Origin of the sequence: Streptomyces sp. NPDC037389, assembly GCF_040636475.1 — a bacterium.
GTDB classification, from domain to species: Bacteria; Actinomycetota; Actinomycetes; order Streptomycetales; family Streptomycetaceae; genus Streptomyces; species Streptomyces hesseae.
Genome location: NZ_JBEZUS010000004.1, coordinates 384264 through 405374, shown reverse-complemented (window position 1 = coordinate 405374; position 21111 = coordinate 384264). Strand labels below are relative to the sequence as shown.

19 protein-coding genes and 3 tRNA genes are annotated in these 21111 nt (G+C 72.6%); 12 read left to right on the top strand and 10 right to left on the bottom strand.

The window, feature by feature from the left end; genetic code table 11:
- The first annotated feature begins 220 nt into the window (after positions 1–220).
- From AB0E98_RS11500 to AB0E98_RS11480, 5 genes are all read left to right on the top strand, one after another.
- The gene (locus tag AB0E98_RS11500) at positions 221–382 is read left to right on the top strand and encodes a hypothetical protein (RefSeq protein WP_164737664.1); all 162 of its coding nucleotides are present in this window, start codon (positions 221–223) and stop codon (positions 380–382) included.
- 34 nt (positions 383–416) lie between these two features.
- Entirely contained in the window at positions 417–710 is a 294-nt protein-coding gene (locus AB0E98_RS11495) for a Dabb family protein (RefSeq protein WP_361701292.1), read from the top strand.
- A 276-nt stretch (positions 711–986) separates the two neighbouring features.
- Positions 987–1892, top strand: a complete 906-nt coding sequence (locus AB0E98_RS11490) for an RNA polymerase sigma factor SigF (protein WP_361701531.1) — start codon at positions 987–989, stop codon at positions 1890–1892.
- 191 nt (positions 1893–2083) lie between these two features.
- Positions 2084–2917, top strand: a complete 834-nt coding sequence (locus tag AB0E98_RS11485; RefSeq protein ID WP_229358258.1) for an RNA polymerase sigma factor SigF — start codon at positions 2084–2086, stop codon at positions 2915–2917.
- 47 nt (positions 2918–2964) lie between these two features.
- Positions 2965–3525, top strand: a complete 561-nt coding sequence (locus AB0E98_RS11480) for a hypothetical protein (protein ID WP_361701290.1) — start codon at positions 2965–2967, stop codon at positions 3523–3525.
- 60 nt (positions 3526–3585) lie between these two features.
- Here AB0E98_RS11480 and AB0E98_RS11475 read toward each other — a convergent pair whose 3' ends face one another.
- Positions 3586–3822 carry a hypothetical protein gene (locus AB0E98_RS11475; RefSeq protein ID WP_361701289.1) on the bottom strand — a complete coding sequence of 79 codons (237 nt, stop codon included), beginning with the start codon at positions 3820–3822 and terminating at the stop codon, positions 3586–3588.
- A 189-nt stretch (positions 3823–4011) separates the two neighbouring features.
- On the opposite strand from AB0E98_RS11475, the gene AB0E98_RS11470 reads away from it, so the two are divergent.
- Positions 4012–4506 carry a MarR family transcriptional regulator gene (locus AB0E98_RS11470; protein WP_361701288.1) on the top strand — a complete coding sequence of 165 codons (495 nt, stop codon included), beginning with the start codon at positions 4012–4014 and terminating at the stop codon, positions 4504–4506.
- Between the two features lie 23 nt (positions 4507–4529).
- Positions 4530–6164 (top strand): MDR family MFS transporter, encoded by a 1635-nt coding sequence (locus tag AB0E98_RS11465; protein ID WP_361701287.1) that lies wholly within the window; start codon positions 4530–4532, stop codon positions 6162–6164.
- A 366-nt stretch (positions 6165–6530) separates the two neighbouring features.
- Here the strand turns inward: AB0E98_RS11465 and AB0E98_RS11460 are convergent, their stop codons facing one another.
- The 3 genes from AB0E98_RS11460 to AB0E98_RS11450 form a co-directional block, all read right to left on the bottom strand.
- Positions 6531–7322, bottom strand: a complete 792-nt coding sequence (locus tag AB0E98_RS11460; RefSeq protein WP_361701285.1) for a TetR/AcrR family transcriptional regulator — start codon at positions 7320–7322, stop codon at positions 6531–6533.
- Positions 7323–7389: 67 nt separating this feature from the next.
- Positions 7390–8904, bottom strand: a complete 1515-nt coding sequence (locus AB0E98_RS11455; RefSeq protein ID WP_361701284.1) for an MFS transporter — start codon at positions 8902–8904, stop codon at positions 7390–7392.
- 103 nt (positions 8905–9007) lie between these two features.
- A complete protein-coding gene (locus tag AB0E98_RS11450) occupies positions 9008–9757 on the bottom strand; it encodes a response regulator transcription factor (RefSeq protein ID WP_361701282.1) in 750 nt (249 codons plus the stop codon).
- Positions 9758–9863: 106 nt separating this feature from the next.
- Between AB0E98_RS11450 and AB0E98_RS11445 the strand changes: the two genes are divergently transcribed.
- On the top strand, positions 9864–10778 hold the full coding sequence (locus tag AB0E98_RS11445) for a TIGR03620 family F420-dependent LLM class oxidoreductase (protein WP_361701280.1): 915 nt from the start codon (positions 9864–9866) through the stop codon (positions 10776–10778).
- A 49-nt stretch (positions 10779–10827) separates the two neighbouring features.
- Here AB0E98_RS11445 and AB0E98_RS11440 read toward each other — a convergent pair.
- The 3 genes from AB0E98_RS11440 to AB0E98_RS11430 form a co-directional block, all read right to left on the bottom strand.
- A tRNA-Met gene (locus AB0E98_RS11440) sits at positions 10828–10901 on the bottom strand.
- 27 nt (positions 10902–10928) lie between these two features.
- A tRNA-Arg gene (locus AB0E98_RS11435) sits at positions 10929–11001 on the bottom strand.
- Positions 11002–11228: 227 nt separating this feature from the next.
- Positions 11229–11319 (bottom strand) — tRNA-Ser (locus AB0E98_RS11430).
- A 220-nt stretch (positions 11320–11539) separates the two neighbouring features.
- Here AB0E98_RS11430 and AB0E98_RS11425 point away from each other — a divergent pair.
- Complete coding sequence (locus AB0E98_RS11425; protein WP_361701278.1) at positions 11540–12001, top strand: SSI family serine proteinase inhibitor; 462 nt, start codon at positions 11540–11542, stop codon at positions 11999–12001.
- A gap of 214 nt (positions 12002–12215) precedes the next feature.
- Positions 12216–16598 (top strand): PAS domain-containing protein, encoded by a 4383-nt coding sequence (locus tag AB0E98_RS11420; protein WP_361701277.1) that lies wholly within the window; start codon positions 12216–12218, stop codon positions 16596–16598.
- Here the strand turns inward: AB0E98_RS11420 and AB0E98_RS11415 are convergent.
- Positions 16595–17194, bottom strand: a complete 600-nt coding sequence (locus AB0E98_RS11415; RefSeq protein WP_361701275.1) for a TetR family transcriptional regulator — start codon at positions 17192–17194, stop codon at positions 16595–16597. The two genes, AB0E98_RS11420 and AB0E98_RS11415, sit on opposite strands and share 4 nt — an antisense overlap.
- Before the next feature lie 116 nt (positions 17195–17310).
- On the opposite strand from AB0E98_RS11415, the gene AB0E98_RS11410 reads away from it, so the two are divergent.
- On the top strand, positions 17311–18555 hold the full coding sequence (locus tag AB0E98_RS11410; RefSeq protein WP_361701273.1) for an MFS transporter: 1245 nt from the start codon (positions 17311–17313) through the stop codon (positions 18553–18555).
- 10 nt (positions 18556–18565) lie between these two features.
- Here the strand turns inward: AB0E98_RS11410 and AB0E98_RS11405 are convergent, their stop codons facing one another.
- Together AB0E98_RS11405 and AB0E98_RS11400 are read right to left on the bottom strand one after the other, a co-directional pair.
- The gene (locus AB0E98_RS11405; protein ID WP_361701271.1) at positions 18566–18781 is read right to left on the bottom strand and encodes a hypothetical protein; all 216 of its coding nucleotides are present in this window, start codon (positions 18779–18781) and stop codon (positions 18566–18568) included.
- Positions 18782–18814: 33 nt separating this feature from the next.
- Positions 18815–19168, bottom strand: a complete 354-nt coding sequence (locus AB0E98_RS11400; protein WP_361701269.1) for a hypothetical protein — start codon at positions 19166–19168, stop codon at positions 18815–18817.
- 241 nt (positions 19169–19409) lie between these two features.
- Here AB0E98_RS11400 and AB0E98_RS11395 point away from each other — a divergent pair, with 241 nt between their 5' ends.
- Positions 19410–21062, top strand: coding sequence for a long-chain fatty acid--CoA ligase (locus tag AB0E98_RS11395; RefSeq protein WP_361701267.1), 1653 nt, complete (start codon positions 19410–19412; stop codon positions 21060–21062).
- Positions 21063–21111 lie beyond the last annotated feature (49 nt).

Sequence of the window (21111 nt, the reverse complement as noted above, 5' to 3'; positions counted from 1 at the left end):
CTGCCAGATCCGTGAACCGCCCCTCCATCCTCCGCCCCGGTGCGGGCGCCGGAGTCGGCCGAAGGGCCCGGCTTGCAGGGTCCAAAGTCCTTAAAGTCCGTGTGAGGGCTGTGAAACGGTCCACACCGCGCCATGTTTTTCGGCCATTCATTCCCTCGCACGTTTGCGCGGATAGACTCTCGCGATCAAGGCGGGACCACAGGGGAGGCAGGGCGTCATCGTGCAGACAAAGAAGGTCGTGCTCTGGGGCCTCGGCATCTTCGTGGCGTACACGATCATCCATTCCCCCGCCCGGTCGGCCGAGCTGGTCCAGATAGGGTTCCAGGGGATCTCGGACGCCGCCATGAACATCGGCGAGTTCATGACCCAGCTCGTCAGCTGACCCGCTACCGACCCGACCGGCGAAGAAGGCACCAGTGATCCGTCATCTCGTCCTGTTCAAGCTCAACGAGGGCGTCGAGCGCGACGACCCGCGCGTCGCCGCCGGCGCGCAGGCGTTCGAGGAGCTGGACGGCGCCATTCCCGAGCTGCGCTCCTGGGAGTGCGCCTGGAACATCTCCGACCGGCCGATCGCCTACGACTACGCCATCAACTGCTCGGTCGAGGACATGGACGCGCTCCAGCGGTATCTGGAGCACCCCGCCCACCAGGCGGGCGTCGCCCAGTGGCGCGAATTCGCGACCTGGGTGATCGCCGACTACTCGTTCTGACACCCCCTCCGACACCCCTCGCCTCCCGGGCGAGGGGTGTTTTTTGTCGCCAACACGGCGCTATGCGGTGCTTGCACACTACGGACATGTCTTGTGATGCTATGACCGCTTTTGCCGGATGAGTTGATCGATTTTGACCGCGAAGGGGTGGTGACCATGCCGGCCCGTACAGCGCCCGAAGCCCCCCTCCGACGCGACAAGTCCACCGACGAAACCGACCGCGTCACCGACGCCGTCGCGGACGCCGTCGCCGACGCCGTCACCGACGTCCGCGACATCCCCGACAGCCTCCCCGGCGACCTCGGGCCCGTCGGCCACGACGTGGAGCCGGCCGGGGAGCCCGCCGGGGACCACGACGCCGACGAGGACGGCCGCCCCGGCGAGCCCGGCGCCGTACGCGGCCCCCGCACCCGGGAGGGCCGGGGAGCCGACGCCCGGGCCCTGACCCAGGTGCTCTTCAAGGAGTTCGTCACCCTGGAACCCGGCACCCCCGAGCACGCCCGCGTGCGCGCCGCCCTGATCGAAGCCAACCTCCCCCTCGTGCGGTACGCCGCGGCGCGTTTTCGCAGCCGCAACGAGCCCATGGAGGACGTGGTCCAGGTCGGCACCATCGGTCTCATCAACGCCATCGACCGCTTCGACCCCGACCGCGGTGTCCAGTTCCCCACCTTCGCGATGCCGACCGTCGTCGGCGAGATCAAGCGGTACTTCCGCGACAACGTCCGCACGGTGCACGTCCCGCGCCGCCTCCACGAGCTGTGGGTGCAGGTCAACGGCGCCACCGAGGACCTGACGGTGCTCCACGGCCGGTCGCCCACCACCGCCGAGATCGCCGACCGGCTGAAGATCGCCGAGGAGGAGGTGCTGGCCTGTATCGAGGCCGGCCGTTCGTATCACGCCACGTCCCTGGAGGCCGCCCAGGAGGGCGACGGCCTGCCCGGCCTGCTGGATCGCCTCGGCTACGAGGACCCCGCCCTCGCCGGGGTCGAACACCGTGATCTCGTACGCCATCTGCTCGTACAGCTTCCTGAGCGGGAACAGCGGATCCTCCTGCTGCGCTACTACAGCAATTTGACGCAGTCGCAGATCAGCGCGGAGCTGGGGGTGTCACAGATGCATGTGTCCCGGCTACTCTCACGAAGCTTCGCCAGGCTGCGTTCCGCAAATCGAATCGACGCCTAACCCTCGCGGGTGACCCCTCCCCCGATGTCATGGGGAAGATATATCGACTTGACGCTACAGCGTGTTGCCGACATGTGACATTCTGCTGGAACTGCGTTTGCCACAGCGCAGCCTCCGGTATTCAGGTGGAGGCTGAAGGCCCCTCGCGCGAGGGTGCCGCTGTGATCCGTCCGCGACCTCAAGGGGGTGGCATGTCCGTAGACCTGGGCAGCGCGAAGGTGCTCGCCAACGACGCACCGCACGCCGTGCTCGACGACTGTGAAGCCATCGACACCCGCACCCTCTCCCGCTCCCTCTTCCTGCGGCTGGCCGCGCTCGACCGGGACAGCGCCGAGCGCACCTACGTCCGCGACACCCTCATCGAGCTCAACCTCCCCCTCGTGCGGTACGCCGCGGCCCGCTTCCGCAGCCGCAACGAACCCATGGAGGACATCGTCCAGGTCGGCACCATCGGGCTGATCAAGGCGATCGACCGCTTCGACTGCGAACGGGGTGTCGAATTCCCGACGTTCGCGATGCCCACGGTCGTCGGCGAGATCAAACGCTTCTTCCGCGACACCAGCTGGTCCGTGCGCGTCCCGCGCCGCCTCCAGGAGCTGCGCCTCGCCCTCACCAAGGCCAGCGACGAGCTCGCCCAGAAGCTCGACCGCTCGCCCACCGTCCCGGAGTTGGCGGTGTGCCTCGGCGTCTCCGAGGAGGACGTCGTCGACGGCCTGGCCGTGGGCAACGCCTACACGGCGAGCTCGCTGGACTCCCCCTCCCCCGAGGACGACGGCGGCGAGGGCTCCCTGGCCGACCGGCTGGGCTACGAGGACACGGCGCTTGAGGGCGTGGAGTACCGCGAGTCACTCAAGCCCCTGCTGGCGAAGCTGCCCCAGCGCGAACGGCAGATCATCATGCTGCGGTTCTTCGCCAATATGACGCAGTCGCAGATCGGCGAGGAGGTCGGCATCTCCCAGATGCACGTCTCCCGGCTGCTGACCCGCACGCTGGCCCAGCTACGGGAAGGCCTCATCGCCGACTGATGCCCCGGGCGTATACAGGCTGACGAATCGTCAGCGAAACTGGGCCGATGCGACGGAAGACGCTCGTCTGCCTGGTTGCGGTGGGCACGCTCGCCACGGCGGGCTGCGGCGGCGGCGACCGCGAGGGCCGTGTCGCCACGGGGGCCGCCGGACCCGGCACCACAGGAGCGGCCGGTCACGCCGTACCGCCCAAGGGCGGCGTGGAGCTCATCCCGCTCCCCGAGCTCATCCCGCTCCCCGAGCTCATCCCGCTCCCCGCCCCGAGCGGCAGCCCGAGCCGTAAGCCCTCGACCACCCCTTCGACGCCCGCACTCATCATGAGCGAGCCGCGCCGCAAACCGGCCGACGAGCGCTGGTGCGAGCGCGTCACCCTCGCCTTCGCCAACACCGGCGGCACGGCGATCGTCTCCGGCACGGTCACCCTGACCGTCCACATCCTGGGGAAAACCGGCACCGACCGGGCGACGATCCCCTCCACCCACGCCCTCCCGTCCCCGATAGCCCCGGGCGGCAGGGCGGAGGACACCTGGAAGGTGTGCGTCGACGAACGGCGGGTCCCGCCGGGGATGCGGATCGAGACCCGCGAGGTCAGGGCGACGTGGACGTGATCAGCCCCTCCGGCGTTCGAGGAGCGGGGGCCCGGGGGCGGAGCCCCCGGAAACGAGAACTCAGCCCAGCGCGAGCCAGGCGGCCCCGGCGACCAGCACGATCGCGACGATCACGCCAATGATCAGCCCGGCGCTCGGCCCTGATGAGGACTTCGCCCGCCGCGCCGCCGCGCGCCCCCCGCCGGGGGCGGCTACGGGCGCCACGTCGGCACCCTCCTCGGCCACAAACGCTCGGAACATCTGCGTGCTACCCGCGGGGTCGTACTCGCCACCGGGGTTCTGCTGAGGGTTGGCCATGGGCGGGACCCTAGCGAAAGCCCGCGCCGCCGCGCCCGCCGGGCCGCCCCTTTGCGCCCACCCGAAGAACCCTTGGGTCTCCTTTTACCCGATAATCCCATTTTTCATTTGCCTTCAGCAACCAATCTTCCCTATGGTTGCCCAGAGCAACCTAACCGTCGAGCGAGTGGCACCCGGGAGCCGAGGCCCATGGCCGCACAGGAGCAGTACGAGGAGCTGGCGCGCCAGCTGAGCGCCATCGGCGCGGTCAAGCGCGGTCTGAGCCGCGCCCTGCCACCGGACTGCTCCCCGGCCACGGCCATCATGCTCACCCTGCTGAAGCAGCACGGGGAGATGCGGATGAGCCGCCTCGGCGAGCTGCTGTCCATCGACGCCTCGGTGACCAGCCGGCACGTCGCCTACGCCGCCGAGCGCGGCTGGCTCGAACGGCAGCCGGACCCGCTCGACAAGCGGTCCCGGCTGCTGAGCCTCACCGCCAGCGGCCAGGAGCTGCTGGACGAGGTCTCCGCGCGGTACACGGACGCGCTCGCCCACGCCCTCCAGGACTGGTCCGACGACGACGTCGGCCACCTCATCGGCCTGATGACGCGACTCCGCGACAGCTTCGGCGACTGCCGGTCGCGGCCGTACCACCACTCCGGTGCCCCGTCCGGCGCCGAATCCACCACCCGTACACCCGTCTGACCACCAAGCGAGAAAGGAAGTCCATGGCCAAGTCCTCACCGGCAGGTGTGCGGGACGCCTCTGGAGCCCCGGCGACCGCCGGAGCCCCCACCGACGCGGCGCCCATGACGCACCGCCAGATCATGGAGGCGCTCTCCGGGCTGCTGCTCGGCATGTTCGTCGCGATCCTCTCCTCGACGATCGTCTCCAACGCCCTGCCCGAGATCATCCACGACCTCCACGGCAGCCAGTCCTCCTACACCTGGGTCGTCACGGCCTCGCTCCTGGCGATGACCGCGTCCACCCCGCTCTGGGGCAAGCTCTCCGACCTCTTCAGCAAGAAGCTGCTGGTCCAGCTGGCGCTGGTCGTCTATGTGGCCGGCTCGGTCGTGGCCGGTCTGTCGCAGAACACCGGCATGCTCATCGCCTGCCGTGTCGTCCAGGGCATAGGCGTGGGCGGTCTGTCCGCCCTGGCCCAGATCGTCATGGCCGCGATGATCTCCCCGCGTGAGCGCGGCCGTTACAGCGGCTACCTCGGCGCGACCTTCGCCGTGGCGACCGTCGGCGGCCCGCTGCTCGGCGGTGTCATCACCGACACCAGCTGGCTCGGCTGGCGCTGGTGCTTCTACGTCGGCGTACCGTTCGCGGTCATCGCGCTGATCGTCCTTCAGAAGACGCTGAAGCTGCCGGTCGTCAAGCGTGACGTCAAGGTCGACTGGCTGGGCGCCCTCTTCATCACCGCCTCCGTCACCCTGCTGCTGATCTGGGTCACCCGGGCCGGCAAGGGCAAGGACTACGACTGGATCTCCTGGCAGACCGCCGTGATGGTCGGCGGCTCGATCGTGCTCGCCGCGCTCTTCCTCCTGACGGAGTCGAAGGCCGCCGAACCGATCATTCCGCTGCGGCTCTTCCGCAACAAGACCATCGCCCTGTCCTCGCTCGCGAGCCTCTTCGTGGGTGTGGCGATGTTCGCCGGCACGGTCTTCTTCTCGCAGTACTTCCAGCTGGCGCGCGGCGAGTCGCCGACGATGTCCGGTGTGCTGACGATCCCGATGATCGGCGGCCTGTTCGTGTCGTCGACGGTTTCCGGTCAGATCATCACCAAGACCGGTCGCTGGAAGGCCTGGCTGCTCACCGGTGGTGTGCTGCTGACCGCGGGTCTGGGTCTGCTCGGCACGATGCGCTACGACACCGCGTACTGGCACCTCGCCATCTACATGGTGCTCATGGGCCTCGGCATCGGCATGATGATGCAGAACCTCGTGCTCGCCTCGCAGAACCAGGTCGAGCCGAAGGACCTCGGCGCCGCCAGCTCCGTCGTCACCTTCTTCCGCTCCCTGGGCGGTGCGGTCGGTGTCTCCGCGCTGGGCGCGGTGCTCGCCAGCCGGGTGCCGGACTATGTGAAGGACGGCCTCACCGCGCTCGGCCCGAAGGCCGCGGCGGCCATGGGCCACGGCGGTACGGGCGGCGGTGGCATCCCGGACCTCAAGTCCCTGCCGGCGCCGCTCCGCACGGTCATGGAGAGCGCGTACGGGCACGGCATCGCGGATGTCTTCCTCTACGCGGCGCCGTGTGCGCTGATCGCCTTCATCGTGACGCTCTTCATCAAGGAGGTCGCGCTGAAGGGCACCCCGGGGGCGGCGACCACCGCCTCCGAGCCGGCCGGGAAGGCCGGCTGACGAACCCCGGCCGACGGGGGCGCGCGCCATGAGCGGAGCGCGCCGCCCCCGGAGGCCGGTCGCCCGGACGGACCGGAACGGCATGAACGGTCCCCGGGCACACGGCCCCGGCGGGGGCGCGTGCTCACACAGGCAGGGGACGGCCTGAGCACGCGGCCCTGGCGGGGCCCTATCCGTTCGTGAGCGGATCGGGTGCGGGGTGGGGTGGACGGGCCCTTACGTCAGTACCTCGTGGCTGCGCTTCCGGGCAATCGGGCTGGGGGCACCTCCCAGCGGTAGCTGGGGGAGGGTGGGCGAAACCCCGCGCCGTCAGGCGCGGAAAACCCCCACCGGCGGGCAGCCGAATCCGCCGGGGGGCGCACCCCCTCAGGACTGGGTCGCCCCGCGCGAGCGGTCCCGCATGACCTCGATCCCGGCGATGACCGTGTCGAGCGCGAACGAGAAATCCTGCTCCCACATCCCCGCGGTACTCCCCTCGTGCTGGGTCGTCCGCTTCTCCACGATCTCCGTCACCTCCTCGTACGGCTCCGTGGTGTCCGTACGCCGCGCGAACGCCTCGACGACCCGCCGGTAGTACTCGTCCTCGGTGAGCCCCTGCTCGCGGCAGCGCTCCTTGTACATGCCCTCGACGGCCGCGAAGCCGTAGACGAACTGGAAGAGCGCCGAGATCGCGCCGGTCATCGCGTGGGGCGGCACCCCGCTGCGGCGCATGACGGTCAGCGTGGCCTCGGAGAAGGCCAGCGCGCGCGGCCCCACGTTGAGGTACTGGCCGAGGAGCCGCGGCATCCAGGGGTGGGCGACGAGGACGCGCCGGTACTGGACGGCCAGGTCGCGGAGCTGGTCGCGCCAGTCGGCCGTCCCGTCGGACAGGTCGGGCAGGTCCAGCTCGCCGCTGACGTGGTCGACGGCGAGCTCCAGCAGTCCGTCCTTGGTGTCGACGTACCAGTAGACCGACATGGCGGTCACGCCCAGCTCCGCGGCGAGGCGGCGCATCGAGAACTTCGCCATCCCGTCGGTGTCGAGCATCCGCACGGTCGTGGTGACGATCCGCTCCAGGTCGAGCGTGCCCTCGCCGGTCTGGCCGTCGGCCTTGCGACGGGGCTTGTCGGTCAGCCACACACTGAGCCGGGATTCGTTCGCGCGGCCTCCGCTAGCCATCCCGGCTCCCCCTCTTTCCACTGGTCAGTACACCTCGCATGCTACGTCCACGTCGTTCCGGTTCCGGCTACGCCTGCTGCCGCTCCGCCCGGCGGAGGAGGACCGCCGCCACGATGCCGCCCGCGAGCACGGCGGCCGCGCCGACGAGCTGGCTGGCCTGCACACCGGAGGCGAAGGCGTCCTCGATGGCGGTGCGGTCCGCCGCCGTACGGGCGTGGCCGAGCGCCTCGGGCAGGGAGCCCGCGCCGGCGGCCACGGCCGGGACGAGTGCGGCGAAGCGGGAGTTGAGGACCGCGCCGAGCACGGCGACGCCGAGGCCGTTGCCCGTCTCCTGGAGCGTGCCGTTGACGCCGGCGCCGATGCCCGCCTTCTCCGGCGGGATGGCGGACATGATGGCGTTGGCCATCGCGGGCATGGAGACCGCGATGCCGATGCCCATGAGGATCAGGCCCAGCAGCATCCCGCCGTAGCCGTGCGCGCCCAGGATCGCGATGGAGGCCAGACCGGCGGCCAGCAGGCCCATGCCGCCGCCGATGGCGGCCGGGGTGCCGATCCTCGGCAGCAGCCGGGCGCCGACGCCGGAGAAGTTGAGGACGACGATGACCAGGGCCAGTGGCGTCATCCGCAGACCGGTCTCCAGCGGGTCGTAGTGGAGGACCAGTTGCAGGTGCTGGCCGAGCAGGAAGAACGAGCCGCCCATGCCGAAGGCGACGAGGATGCCGCCCGAGACCGCGCCGACGAAGCGGCTGTTGCGGAAGAAGTGCATGTCGAGCATCGGGTACGGGCAGCGGCGCTCCCACACGGCGAAGAAGGCCAGCGTGACCAGGCCGACGAAGGCCGCGACGAGCACCCGGGCGGAGGTCCAGCCGTGGGCGGGACCGGAGATGATGGCGAAGACGACGCCGGTCATGCCGATCGTGGACAGCAGCGCGCCGAGCAGGTCGGGCCGTTCGCCCGACGGGTTCTTGGACTCGGGCACCCATTTGAGCACGGCCACCAGGCCGAGCGCGGCGACCGGCAGGTTGATCAGGAAGATCGAGCCCCACCAGAAGTGGTTGAGCAGGGCACCGCCGACGATCGGCCCGCCGGCGAAGCCCAGCGAACCCACCGCTCCCCACAGGCCGATGGCCTTGGGGCGCTCGTCCTCGGCGAAGACCTGCACGACGACGGCCAGGGTGGTCGTCATCAGCAGCGCGCCGCCTATGCCCATGCCCGCGCGGGCGGCGATCAACTGGCCTGTGGTCTCGGACAGCGACGCGGCGAGCGAGCCGAGGCCGAAGAGGGCGAGTCCGGCGGCGAGGAGCTTCTTGCGCCCGTAGCGGTCGGCGGCGCTGCCCGCGGTGAGCAGCAGGCCCGCCTGGACCAGCGAATAGGCGTTGATCATCCACTGGATGTCGGCCGTCGAGGCGCCCATCTCCTCGGTGAGGGAGGGGATCGCGACCGTGAGGACGGTGTTGTCCAGGAGCACGGTGAGCTGGGCGAGACAGATGACGCCGAGCACCAGCCAGCGTGTGGGATGGCGCTGCGGCTTCCCGTCGGCTCCGGTGCTGGACGATGGCGTTTCCGCCGCGGTCGCGGTCATATGGGCTCCCCCTTGTACGGTGTACGACTGGCTTGCGTCGTACACCGTACAGGAGTCGCTATACGCCGTACAAGGCGATTTTTTCGGGGGTCCTCGGAGAGCCCTACGCGGCCGCCGCCTCCGCCGGCTTGATGAGGTAGCCCGCGCCCCGCCGGGTGTGGATCATCGGAGGCCGGCCGGCGTCGATCTTGCGGCGCAGATAGGAGATGTAGAGCTCGACGACGTTGGCCCGCCCGCCGAAGTCGTACGACCAGACGCGGTCGAGGATCTGCGGCTTGCTGAGCACCCGCCGGGGGTTGCGCATCAGGAAGCGCAGCAGCTCGAACTCGGTGGCGGTGAGGTGGATCTCCGTACCGCCCCGGGACACCTCGCGGCTGTCCTCGTCGAGGACCAGGTCCCCCACGATCAGCACGGACTCCCCGCGCGGCACGGCGGCGCGCGAGCGGCGCAGCAGGCCGCGCAGCCGGGCGACGGCGTCCTCCAGGCCGAACGGCTTGGCCACATGGTCGTCACCGCCGGCGGTGAGCCCCGCGACGCGGTCCTCGGCGGTGTCCCTGCCGGTGAGGAACAGCACCGGCACACCGGGCCGTTCGCGCCGCAGCAGGCCCAGCGCCGTCAGCGCGTCCATGTCGGGGAGCGTCATGTCCAGGACCACGGCGTCCGGCCGGAACTCCCGGGCGCGACGGACCGCTTCGGCGCCGTCGGCGGCGGCCCGGACCTCCCAGCCCTCGTAGCGCAGCGCGAGGGAGAGGAGGTCGGCGAGCGAGGACTCGGCGTCGACGACCAGGACGCGTACGGCGCTCGCGTCGTCGTGCCGCTGCTGAGTACGCCCGTAGGGCGAGGCGATGGTCATGCCGCCGATGGTGGAACGGGCGCGTGAGAGCGCTCTTTCGGCACCCTGTGAATCGTCTGAGAATTGGCCGGGGAATATCCGGAAGGCGCCTCCGGTTGCCGTCGCCATGGCACCTCTTCATGATCATTGCACCAATGGCGCGGCCGAGTCGCTCGGCACGATCGGCGTCTGGAGCGTCGGCCTTCGCGTGGACGATCCCGCCCGGCTCGGCGAAGTCCAGGAGGCGGCGGCCGAATTGGACGAACTGGGCTACGGCACGCTCTGGATCGGCGGCAACCCGTCCGTCGCCCAGGCCGGGCATCTGCTGGCCGCGACCGAGCGCGTCGCCGTCGGCACCAGCATCCTCAGCATCTGGGACCACACCGCCACCGAGGTCGCCGCCGCGTACGCCGCGCTGGAGCCGGGCCGGCGCGAGCGCTTCCGGCTGGGCCTGGGCGCCAGCCACGCCCACAAGTCCGATGCCTACGCCCGCCCGTACTCCGCGATGAAGGAGTATCTGACCGCCCTCGACACCGCACCCGTGCCGGTCCCCGCCGAGCAGCGGCTGCTGGCCGCGCTCGGCCCGAAGATGGTGGCGCTGGCCGCGGAGCGCGCGTCGGGCGCCATCCCCTATCTCGTCACCGCCGAGCACACCGCCCGGGCCCGGGAGCGGCTGGGCGAGGGCGCGGTCCTGGCGCCCGAGCTGAAGGTCGTCCTCGATCCGGACGTGGCCCGGGCCCGGGAGACCGCCCGCGCGTATCTGTCCTTCTATCTGCCGATGCCCAACTACGCCAACAATCTGCTGCGGCTCGGCTTCACGGAGGAGGACTTCGGAGGAGGCGGCAGCGACCGGCTCGTCGACGCGCTCTTCGCCCTCGGCGACGCGGAGGCGATCAGGGCCCGGGTCGACGAGTTCCTGGCGTCGGGCGCGGACCACCTGGCCGTCCAGGTCGTCCTCGACGCGGAGCGGGACCCCCGGCGCGACACCCTGGCGCTCGCGGAGTGGCGCACGCTGGCCGAGGCCCTGCCGCTGAAGGGCTGAGGAAACGCCGAAGGCCCGGTACGAGAACGTACCGGGCCTTCGGACTTAGTAGCGGGGACAGGATTTGAACCTGCGACCTCTGGGTTATGAGCCCAGCGAGCTACCGAGCTGCTCCACCCCGCGACGGACGGAAGACGAATCTTCCGACAGTGCGCTCGGCAGGATTCGAACCTGCAACCTCTTGATCCGTAGTCAAGTGCTCTATCCGTTAAGCTACGAGCGCTCGGCTTCCCGGCGTTTTCTTGCCGGTCGGCGTTGCGTGGACAACATTACATGAACCTCGCCGTCAGACGAAATCCATTGCCCGCGACCCCTCTGACCTGCGGAAACGATGTTTTTCAAGGTCTCGGGCGAGGGCCCGGAAAGATCGACCGGCGGATACGCGGCCGATTCACGGCGGATACGCGAAAGCCCCGGCCGTCCTGGGACGACCGGGGCTCACGGTTACTGCGGAGGCGGAGGGATTTGAACCCTCGATGGGATTGAAGTCCCAAACCGCATTAGCAGTGCGGCGCCATAGACCGGACTAGGCGACGCCTCCTCCCCCCTCGCGCGTGCGCCAGGGGTGCTTGCAGATGATGACACAACCTTGCGGCCGGTCACCAATCGCACCCCTACGGTACCGGGCGACAGGTGTCTGGAGCAAAGGCGTTCGCGGCGCGCAACGCGGGGCGCTCCGGAGCGTTAGTGCGGGTGAGGGGTCCGGCCGGGCGATCCGGCTGCCCGGCCCCGCGTTCGCTCACACCCCGGGAGTCCCCCGAATGCCGCTCCGCCGCCTCGCCCTCGCCGCCGCCCTGGCGCCCGCGCTGCTCGCGCCGGCCGCCTCGGCCGCCCCGATCCCGCTGGACGGGCTGGACCGGTCCGCCGACCACCTCACGGTCACCGTGACCGACACCGGCGGCCACGACGGCAGGTACGAGCTCTACTGCCACCCGGCCGGCGGCACCCATCCGCGCGCCAAGGAGGCCTGCGACCAGCTGGACGGGCAGACGACCTGGGGGAAGGACCTCTTCGCGCCCGTGCCCAAGGGCTCGGACTGCACGATGGTCTACGGCGGACCGGACCGCGCGCACGTAAGCGGAACGTGGGCCGGACGGCCGGTGAACGCGGACTTCAGCAAGGCGAACGGCTGTGAGATGGCCCGCTGGAACCGGTTCTCCACTGTGTTCGGGGAGTCGAAGGGCTCGCCGAAGAAGTCGCCCGTGAGGAGTTCTCCGGCCTGACCGGAACGTCCCCACGAAGGGGGACACGAGGGGCATGTCCGGCCTGCCCGAGACGCCCCGGAGAGGCTTACCGGAACCTCCCGGCACACCCGTCATCCGCAGTAGCGCCCACCACGGCAGCCCGTAGACTTCCCCTCGATGACAGGCCCCCCAGGCGGTGCAAAACCGCCCGGAGCGGTCGGCAAGGTGCGGTAACCAGGGAGGAAGCGTCGTCGTGAGCAGCAGGCCATCCCGAGGCGCTGCTCGCCTCGCAGCCATACTCGACGCCCTCCCCGACGCGCTGTTGCTCGTCAACTGCAACGGCACGGTCGTCAACGCCAACCACATCGCGCTGGAGACCTTCGAGGTGCCCGGCACCGGGCTCGTCGGGCGCGGTCTGCTCGACCTTCTCCCGGAGTTCGACTCCCGGCGCATCCCCGGCGGTCTGCGGGCCCCCCGGAACGAACCGGACGGCGGCCGCACCAGGCCCACCCGCATGATCGCCCGGCGCACCGACGGCACCCAGTTCCCCGTCGAGGTGACGAGCGCCAACCTCGACGGCCGCACCCCGTACGCCGAGCCGAGCGCCTCCGCCTCCTATGAGGACGAGCTCCTCATGCTGGTCGTCCGCGACCTGACCGGCACCATGGACACCGAGGCCGAGCTGGCCCGTTCGCAGCGCCAGACCGAGATGATCCTGCGCGCGGCGTCGGAGGGCGTCGTCGGCGTCGACACCGCCGGCAAGGTCGTCCTCGTCAATCCCTCCGCCGCGCAGATCCTCGGCTACCGCGCGAGCGACCTCGGCGGCCGTGAGCTCCACTCCCTGATCCACCACTCGCGCGCGGACGGCACCCCCTTCCCGTACGAGGAGTCGCCGATCGCCGACACCCTGCGCTCCGGGCGCAAGCACCGGGTGCGCGGGCAGGTGCTGTGGGCGAAGGACGGGCGCGCGGTGCCCGTCGACCTCACCACCGCGCCGGTGCGCGACGGCGATCAACTCGTGGGCGCGGTGATGACCTTCACCGACCGCCGCCCCTACGACGCGCTGGCCGCGCGCCACGCCCAGCTGCTCGACCTGGTCGACGGCTCGCTGCGCGGCCCGCTCGACCGGCTCCGTGCCGAACTCGGCACCCTGGCCGACGACCCGGCGGGCCAGCTGTGGCCCGAGGCCAACCAGATCCTCCACCATCTCGCCGCCGGATACGCCCGGATGCGGACCCTCGTCGACAACGTCCTCGCCTACCAGCGGCTCGACTCGGGCACGGACAGGCTCGTCCGGGAGAAGGTCGCGCTCGACGAGGTCGTCACGGCGGGCGTCGACGGCGCGATCGAGCTGATCGGCCCGGGCCGCGCGCAGTTCGCCGTGCACGCGCCGGCCATCGAGGCCGAGGTGGACGCGGAACGGTTCGCACAGGCGCTGGCCCATCTGATCGCGGACGTGGCGGGCGTGGACTCCACGGGCGCCACGACGGCCTCCGGCACGGGCTCCGGCGACTCGACGATCGTCGTCGCGGCGGCACAGCGCGGGGAGGTCGTCCGCATCGAGGTGCGCGGCCCCTTCCCGGGCGGCGACCCGGTCCACGGCCCCCTGGTGCGGGGCATCGTCCGGCGCCACGGCGGAGTGCTCCAGACGCACGACGTGCCGGGTTCGTCGGGCGGCAAGGCGTACGTCCTGGAGGTGCCGGTCGCGGCCGACGCGGGCCCGGTCCCGCCGGGCGCGGAGCGGCGCGGGCCGGACACGGAGAATCTGACGACGGTCATGCCGATGCCGACGCAGCGGGGCCGGGGCACGAGCCCGGACGAGGCCCCTGCGGCGCCGTCTTCTCCGCCTGAGCCCGAGCCCGCCGATGAGGCTGGGCCACAGGGCGGCAGCGGCAGGCGCGCGCGGCGGGGCGGGGCGGAGCCGGAGGCCGGGGCGGCCGAGGGCGGTCCGGGTACCGGTCCGGGTACCGCCGAGGCCACGGCCAAGAGGGCGCCCGGCAATGGCGGCGCGGCCGCCGGGCCCGTTCCGGTTCCCGTTCCCGTTCCCGCGCCCGCGCCCGCTCCGACGGGACGCCGCCGGGGGCCGGCGCGCGCGGAGGAGGAGTCGGCGGAACGGTCCGGCACCGCGCTCGTCCCGCCGCAGGCCACGGGCACGCCGACCGGCCGCCGGGCGCGCCGCGAGGCGGCCGCCGTGCCGGCGGAGCCGGGCGAGGCGCCGCGCGCGGCGTTCGCGCTGCCGCCGGCGGAGGCCGACCGCGCCCCCGCCGCCGCGCCCACGGGCCGCCGCGCCCGCCGCGCCGTGGCGGAGGCGACGCCGGAGGGCCAGATCCCCGTCCAGACCACCACCGAGCCGTCCGTCCCCCGCACGGCCTTCGCCCTCCCCCCAGCCGACGCCGACCGCAAGCCCCCGGCCCCCGAAGACCGCCCCGACCCGACGGACGCCCCCGCCGGCTTCGCCCGACAGGGCGCCGAGCCGTACGGCGAGGACGGACCGCCGCCCGTCGACGGCGACCGACGCGACGGCCCCGGGTTCCCCGGCGGACAGGGCACCGCACGCCCCGGCGGCCCGGGGGCGGCGGGCACGCAGGCCGTAGCCGGGTTCCTCGCCGGGCAGGCAGGCGCACCGGACGGCCCCGCACGCCACAGCGGCCCGGGGGCCCCCGGCCGACAGACCGCACCCGGCTTCCCCATCGGACAGGGCGGCACGCCCGACGGGGCCGCACGTCACAGCGGCCCCGGGACGGCGGGCACGCGGACCGCACCCGGGTTCCCCGACGGACAGGGCAGCGGCCCGAACGGCGCCCGCCAGGGCGACGCGCAGCACGGCGTCCCCGGCACGCCCGACAACGCCGCGCGCCACAGCGCACCCGGCACCCCCGGCCGACAGACCGCACCCGGTGACGGGGGACGGCGCACCGCCCCCGAGGCCCCCGGCCCGTACGGCGGCGGCAACGACCCGACTCCGGGCGCGCGGCCCGGCCACGGCTCCGGCCAGGACGGCGCGCCCCAGGACGGCCACGGCAGTGGTCCGTACGGTCACGACGCCCGGCCCGGTCAGACCGGTGGGCCCGGCGGTGCCCGGCAGGACGGCGGCGGCGTGACCGACGGCGTACCACCCGGTGCCCCCGGCCCGTACGACGGTCAGGGCGACGACCGCGCTCCGCACGGCCCGGGTCCCGTCGGCCAGGGCGGTGCGCCCGGCGGCGGCCGCGCCCGGCACGGGGCCCCGGGGGCCGACGAGCCGGACGGGGTCCGGACCGGTCCGGCGGGCGAGCGGGCGCAGGACGCGTCCGGCACGGGACAGGGCCGGCAGGCTCCCGGCGATGGCGTGCCCGGCGGACCGGCGGCACCGGCCGGCCCGGGTTCCGGCCCCTTCGCCCTCGCGGGCGCGCCCGCGCCGCGCGAAACGCACGACGCGGCGCCCGACGCCGAGCAGGGTGGCGAGGCCCCGGCGCCCACCGGGCGCCGCCGGGCGCGGCGCGCGCTCGCGGAGGAGCACGGCGCGGCAGGGCGCGAGCCGGGCGGGGCGCCCGGCTCGCGGCCGATCAGCGTGCGGACGCTGGGGCAGGGCCCGGGCGCGGGAGACACCCCGGCCGCCGGGACGCCCTCCGTCGGCTCCGGGCGCCGCCGCAAGCTGGCGAACCCGGCCGAGGGCGAGCGCGAGGCGCAGGTGCAGGCCGCACAGGCACAAGCACCCGCACCCGTACCCGCGCAGACACCCGCACAGGCACCCGCACCCGCACCGAAGGGCGCCGCCCGCCCGCAGTCGCTGGGGCTGCCCGAAGGCCGCGCGTTCGCCATAGGGGCGCCGGACGACGGCGCCGAGGGCCCCGAGCCGCTCGACGGTCCCAATGGCGCGGTCGAGGTCGTGCAGGTCGTGGAGGCCGTGCGGCCGCCGATGGACGACGAGCTGCCGCCGGAGCCGCTGGACAATCCGCGCCGGCTGCTGGTGTGGCCCGCCCCGGACGAGTCCACGGAGGCGGCGCTGACCGAGCGCGGCTACCGCCCCGTCATCGTGCACTCGCGCGAGGAGGTGGACGCGCAGATAAGCGCGTACCCGGCGGCGCTGTTCGTCGACCCGCTGACCGGCCCGATCACCCGTACCGCGCTCCAGTCGCTGCGCGAGGCGGCGGTCGCGGCCGAGGTGCCGGTGCTGGTGACGGCGGGGCTGGGGCACGCGACGCGGGAGGCCGCCTACGGGGCCGACCCCGCCGTGCTGCTCAAGGCGCTCGCGCCGCGCGACAGCGAGATGCACCCGCCGCGGGTGCTGCTGATCGAGGAGCACGAGCCCATCGCCAACGCGCTGACCGCGACGCTGGAGCGGCGCGGCATGCACGTGGTGTGCGGGGCGACGGACTCGGAGGCGGTGACGCTCGCCGCGCAGACCCGGCCGAACCTGGTCGTGATGGACCTGATGCAGGTGCGGCGCCGCCGCGCCGGCATCGTCGACTGGCTGCGCGGCAACGGCGCGCTCAACCGCACGCCGTTGGTCGTCTACACCTCGGCGGACATCGACCCGGCCCAGCTGCCGCGCCTCGCCTCGGGCGAGACGGTCCTCTTCCTCGCCGAGCGCTCGACGAGCGCGGAGGTGCAGGGCCGCATCGTGGACCTGCTGGCGAAGATCGGGACGAACTAGCCGGCAGGCGGGGCCTCCCGGCCGATGAGGCGGCGCACGGCCGTGCGGACGGACGCGCGCAGCCGCTCCCGGTCCTCGTCCGTGTCGCCGATCAGGATCCGCCGCATCTGCGGCTGCACGGTCGGCCACGAGACGAGGGCGATCAGCATGAAGAACAGGTCGGGCGCGGGGATCGTCGCGTCGATCTCGCCCCGGGCCTGGGCCTCCGCGAAGGCGGCTGCCTTGCGGGTGTAATGGTCGGCGCGCTCCTCCTCATGGGGGATGCCGCCGGTGCCGTACTCCAGCCCCTCCCAGAAGACGAGCCTGATCAGCTCGGGGTGTTCCGCGTGGTACGCCATCTGCCGGTCGATCCAGCCGTCGAGGTCGTCGGTGTCGACGGGGTTGGCGGCGGCGAGCTCGATCAGCCGGCGCTCCAGCACCTGGGAGAAGAGCTCGGCCTTGTTGCCGAAGTAGGCGTAGATCAGCTGCTTGTTCGCCCGCGCCTCGCGGGCGATGCGGTCGATGCGGGCACCGGCGATGCCGTGCGCGGCGAACTCGGCGGTGGCCGCCTCGAAGATGCGGGCCTTGGTGGCCTCGGGATCCCTGACTCCTGCCATGGGGAACAGAGTAACCAACTATTTGGTTGACAGCCTCCGTAGTCACTTGAGACAGTGCGTCCGCAAGACAACCAACCAGTTGGTTACCAGCCGGCCCCGGGGGAGCAACCACACCGATGACCGCCACCCAGTCGCAGTCACCCATCACCCACACCCACACCCACACCCCACCCCCCATACGCGAGCGCCGCGAAACCGGCGGCGGCCCGCTGCTCGCCGTCATCGCGCTCTGCACGGCGGTCACCGCCGCGAACATCTATCTCGCCGCCCCGCTCCTCGGCCTCATCGCCAAGGACTTCGGCGCCTCCCCCTCCGGGGCCGGCTGGATCGCCTCCATAGCCCAGCTCGGCTACGCGATCGGCCTGCTGTTCTTCGCCCCGCTCGGCGACACGGCCGACCGGCGCCGGCTCGTCGGCACCCTGGCGGCCGTGACCGGTGTCGCGCTGATCGCCGCCGGGCTGGCCCCGGGGCTGCCCGCGCTGGCCGCGGCCGTCCTGGTGGCCTGCGCCGCCACGGTCGTACCGCAGCTGCTCGTCCCGCTCGTCGCCGAGCGCGCGCCCGCCGAGCGGCGCGCGCGGCACGTGGCGGCGGTAGGGGCGGGGCTGTTCACCGGCATCGTCGCGGCGCGGGTGCTCGGCGGGCTCGCCGGGCAGGCGTTCGGCTGGCGCGCGGTGTTCTTCGGCGCGGCGGCCCTGACCGTGGCCGTCGGCCTGCTGACCGCCGTCCTGCTGCCGGCCGAGGCCCGGCCGCGCAAGGCGGCCAACCCCTTCAAGACGATCGCCGGGCTGCCGGGCCTCCTCGCCTCCTCCGCCGGGCTGCGGGCGGCGTGCCTGCGCCAGGCGGGCCTGTTCGGCGCGTGGAGCGCGCTGTGGACCACGCTGACGCTGCTGCTGACCGACGCGGACGGCCCGTACGGCCTGTCCCTGGGCGAGGCCGGGCTGTTCGGCCTCTTCGGTCTCGTCTCCACCGTCATCGGCCCGTTCTCCGGCGCCCTCATCGACCGCTTCGGCGCCCCGCGCGTCGTCACGGCCGCCTATGTGCTCACGGCCGTCTCCGTCCCGCTCTTCCTGCTCGGCGGGCACGCCCTGTGGGCGCTGTGCGCGGGCGCGGCGCTCATCCACGCGGGCCTCGTGGCGGGCATGGTCGCCAACCAGACCCGCGCCCTGGCCGCCACGGACAGGCCAGCCGCCGCCAACACCACCTACGTCGTCGCCGCGTTCATCGGCGGCGCCTCCGCCTCCGCCCTCGCGGGCCCGGCCCACGACCACTGGGGCTGGACGGGCGTCTGCGCGATCGCGACGGCGTGGGTCGTGGCGGGCTGGCTGGGCGGGCCGCTGGTCGCGCGGGAGGGGCGGGCGTAGTCCGACGGAACTACCAGGCGGTGACCTGAAGAACGTAGACGCGCTCCTGGCGCGGAACGACCTGGTAGACGAACATCCCATGGGTCACCAGGGCGTTCCCGCCCTGCGGGGAGAAACCGTCGTAGGACCTGCCCTCGATATACAGGGCCTCCGCCGCCCGCACCAGCTCGGCCGCCCGCTCCTCCACCTTGGGCGACCAGGACGGGAGGAGCGCCCCCGGCGACATGCCGCTCGTCCGGGGCGTACTCCCAGGCCCAGCTCACCCCACGGCCCCTCGGGCCTCGTCGAGTACGGCCAGGATCTCGTCCATCGCGGCGCGCCACGCGGGGTCGTCACGGTCGAGCGACTGCACCGCCCGCTCCGCCGCACGGCGACGCGCCAGAAGACCGGGACGGCGTTCCACCTCGACCTCGCCCGCCCAGATCGTCAGCCAACCGCGGATCGGCCCGAGATTGTTGGTCTCGGCGGCGATCTGGAACGCCTCGCTCTTCTGCTTCTCCATATCGGCCAGGCGGTGCGGAGCGAGGCGGGCGAGCGCCATGCGCAGAGCGTCGGGGGTACGTTCCGGCCGGGGGATGAGCTCCCCTTCGACGGAGTCTTCGGCGGCACTCACGCTGCGCTCCTCTCACCTCGTGTCCTGGGGGCGCGACCGGCGGCGCGCACCGCGCCCCAGGGGTGCCACCGATGCTACAGACGCCACGGAGGCCGCACCCGGCGGACGCGGAAGGACGCCCGGCCCCCCGAGTGTGGCGGACTCGTTTCCTCCGGGTAGTGACTTACCGACGGGTACGCCAGCAGAATCGCCGGGAACGACCCTCGCGTAACGACGCGCGCGCAGAATGGGGAGGCTCCCGGTGCAGAGCACGATGCAGGACGTACCGCTGACCGTTACTCGGATCCTGGCCCACGGGGCGCGGATCCACGGCAGCGCCCGCGTCACGACGTGGACGGGAGAAGGCGAGCCCGAGCGGCGCACCTTCGCCGAGATCGGGACCCGTGCCACCCGGCTCGCGCACGCCCTGCGCGCCCTGGGCGTCGCCGAGGGGGATCCCGTCGCGACGCTGATGTGGAACAACGCCGACCACGTCGAGGCGTACCTCGCGATCCCCTCCATGGGCGCCGTGCTCCACACCCTCAATCTGCGACTGCCTCCCGAGCAGCTCGCCTGGATCGTGCGGCACGCCGCCGACCGCGTCGTGATCGTCAACGGCTCCCTGCTGCCGCTGCTCGCCCCCCTCCTCCCGTACCTCGACAGCGTCGAGCACGTGATCGTCTCCGGCCCCGGCGACCGCTCCGCCCTGGAGGGCGTGAAGCCCCGCGTCCACCTCTACGAGGAGCTCATCGCCGGGCAGCCCGGCGACCACTACCCCTGGCCCGAGATCGACGAGCGCCAGGCCGCCGCCCTCTGCTACACCTCCGGCACCACCGGCGACCCCAAGGGCGTGGTGTACAGCCACCGTTCGGTCTATCTCCACGCCATGGAGGTCAACGCCGCGGCCTCCTTCGGGCTGACCCCGGCCGAGACCTGCCTCCCCGTCGTACCGATGTTCCACGTCAACGCCTGGGGCCTGCCGCACGCCGCGTTCATGGCCGGCACCTCGCTGCTGATGCCCGACCGTTTCCTCCAGCCCGCGCCGCTCGCCGAGATGATCGAGAAGGAGCGCCCGACCGTGTCGGCCGGCGTCCCGACGATCTGGCAGGGCCTGCTGGGCGAACTCGACGCGCGCCCCCGCGACATGTCCTCCCTGCGCACCGTGATCAGCGGCGGCAGCGCCTGTCCGCCCGCGCTGATGAAGGCGTTCGAGGAGCGGCACGGCCTGACGCTCGTGCAGGCGTGGGGCATGACGGAGACCTCCCCGCTGGGCTCCGTCGCCTTCCCGCCCGCCGGGCTGGACGCCGAGGAGGCCTGGCCGTACCGCGTCACCCAGGGCCGGATGCCCGCGTCGGTCGAGGCACGGCTGATCGGCCCCGGCGGGCAGGAGCTGCCGTGGGACGGCGAGTCGGCCGGTGAGCTGGAGGTGCGCGGCCCGTGGATCGCGGGCGCCTACCACGGCGGCGCGGACGGCGAACCGTACCGCCCCGAGGACAAGTTCAGCCCCGACGGCTGGCTGCGCACGGGCGACGTCGGCACGATCACCCCGGACGGCTTCCTCAACCTCACCGACCGGGCCAAGGACGTCATCAAGTCCGGTGGCGAGTGGATCTCCTCGGTCGAGCTGGAGAACCACCTGATGGCCCACCCCGAGATCGCGGAGGCGGCCGTCGTGGCCGTCCCCGACGAGAAGTGGGGCGAGCGTCCGCTGGCCGCCGTCGTCCTGCGGGACGGCGCGGCAGTCGACTACGAGGGGCTGCGCGCCTTCCTCGGCGAGCGGGTCGCCCGCTGGCAGCTGCCCGAACGCTGGGCGCTGCTCCAGTCGGTGCCGAAGACGTCGGTGGGGAAGTTCGACAAGAAGGTGCTGCGCAAGCAGTACGCGGACGGCGAGCTGATCGTCACGACGCTCGGCTGAGGCGGCCCGCCATGCGGCGGGCGGCGGGCGGGCGCGCCCCGGCCGGTGG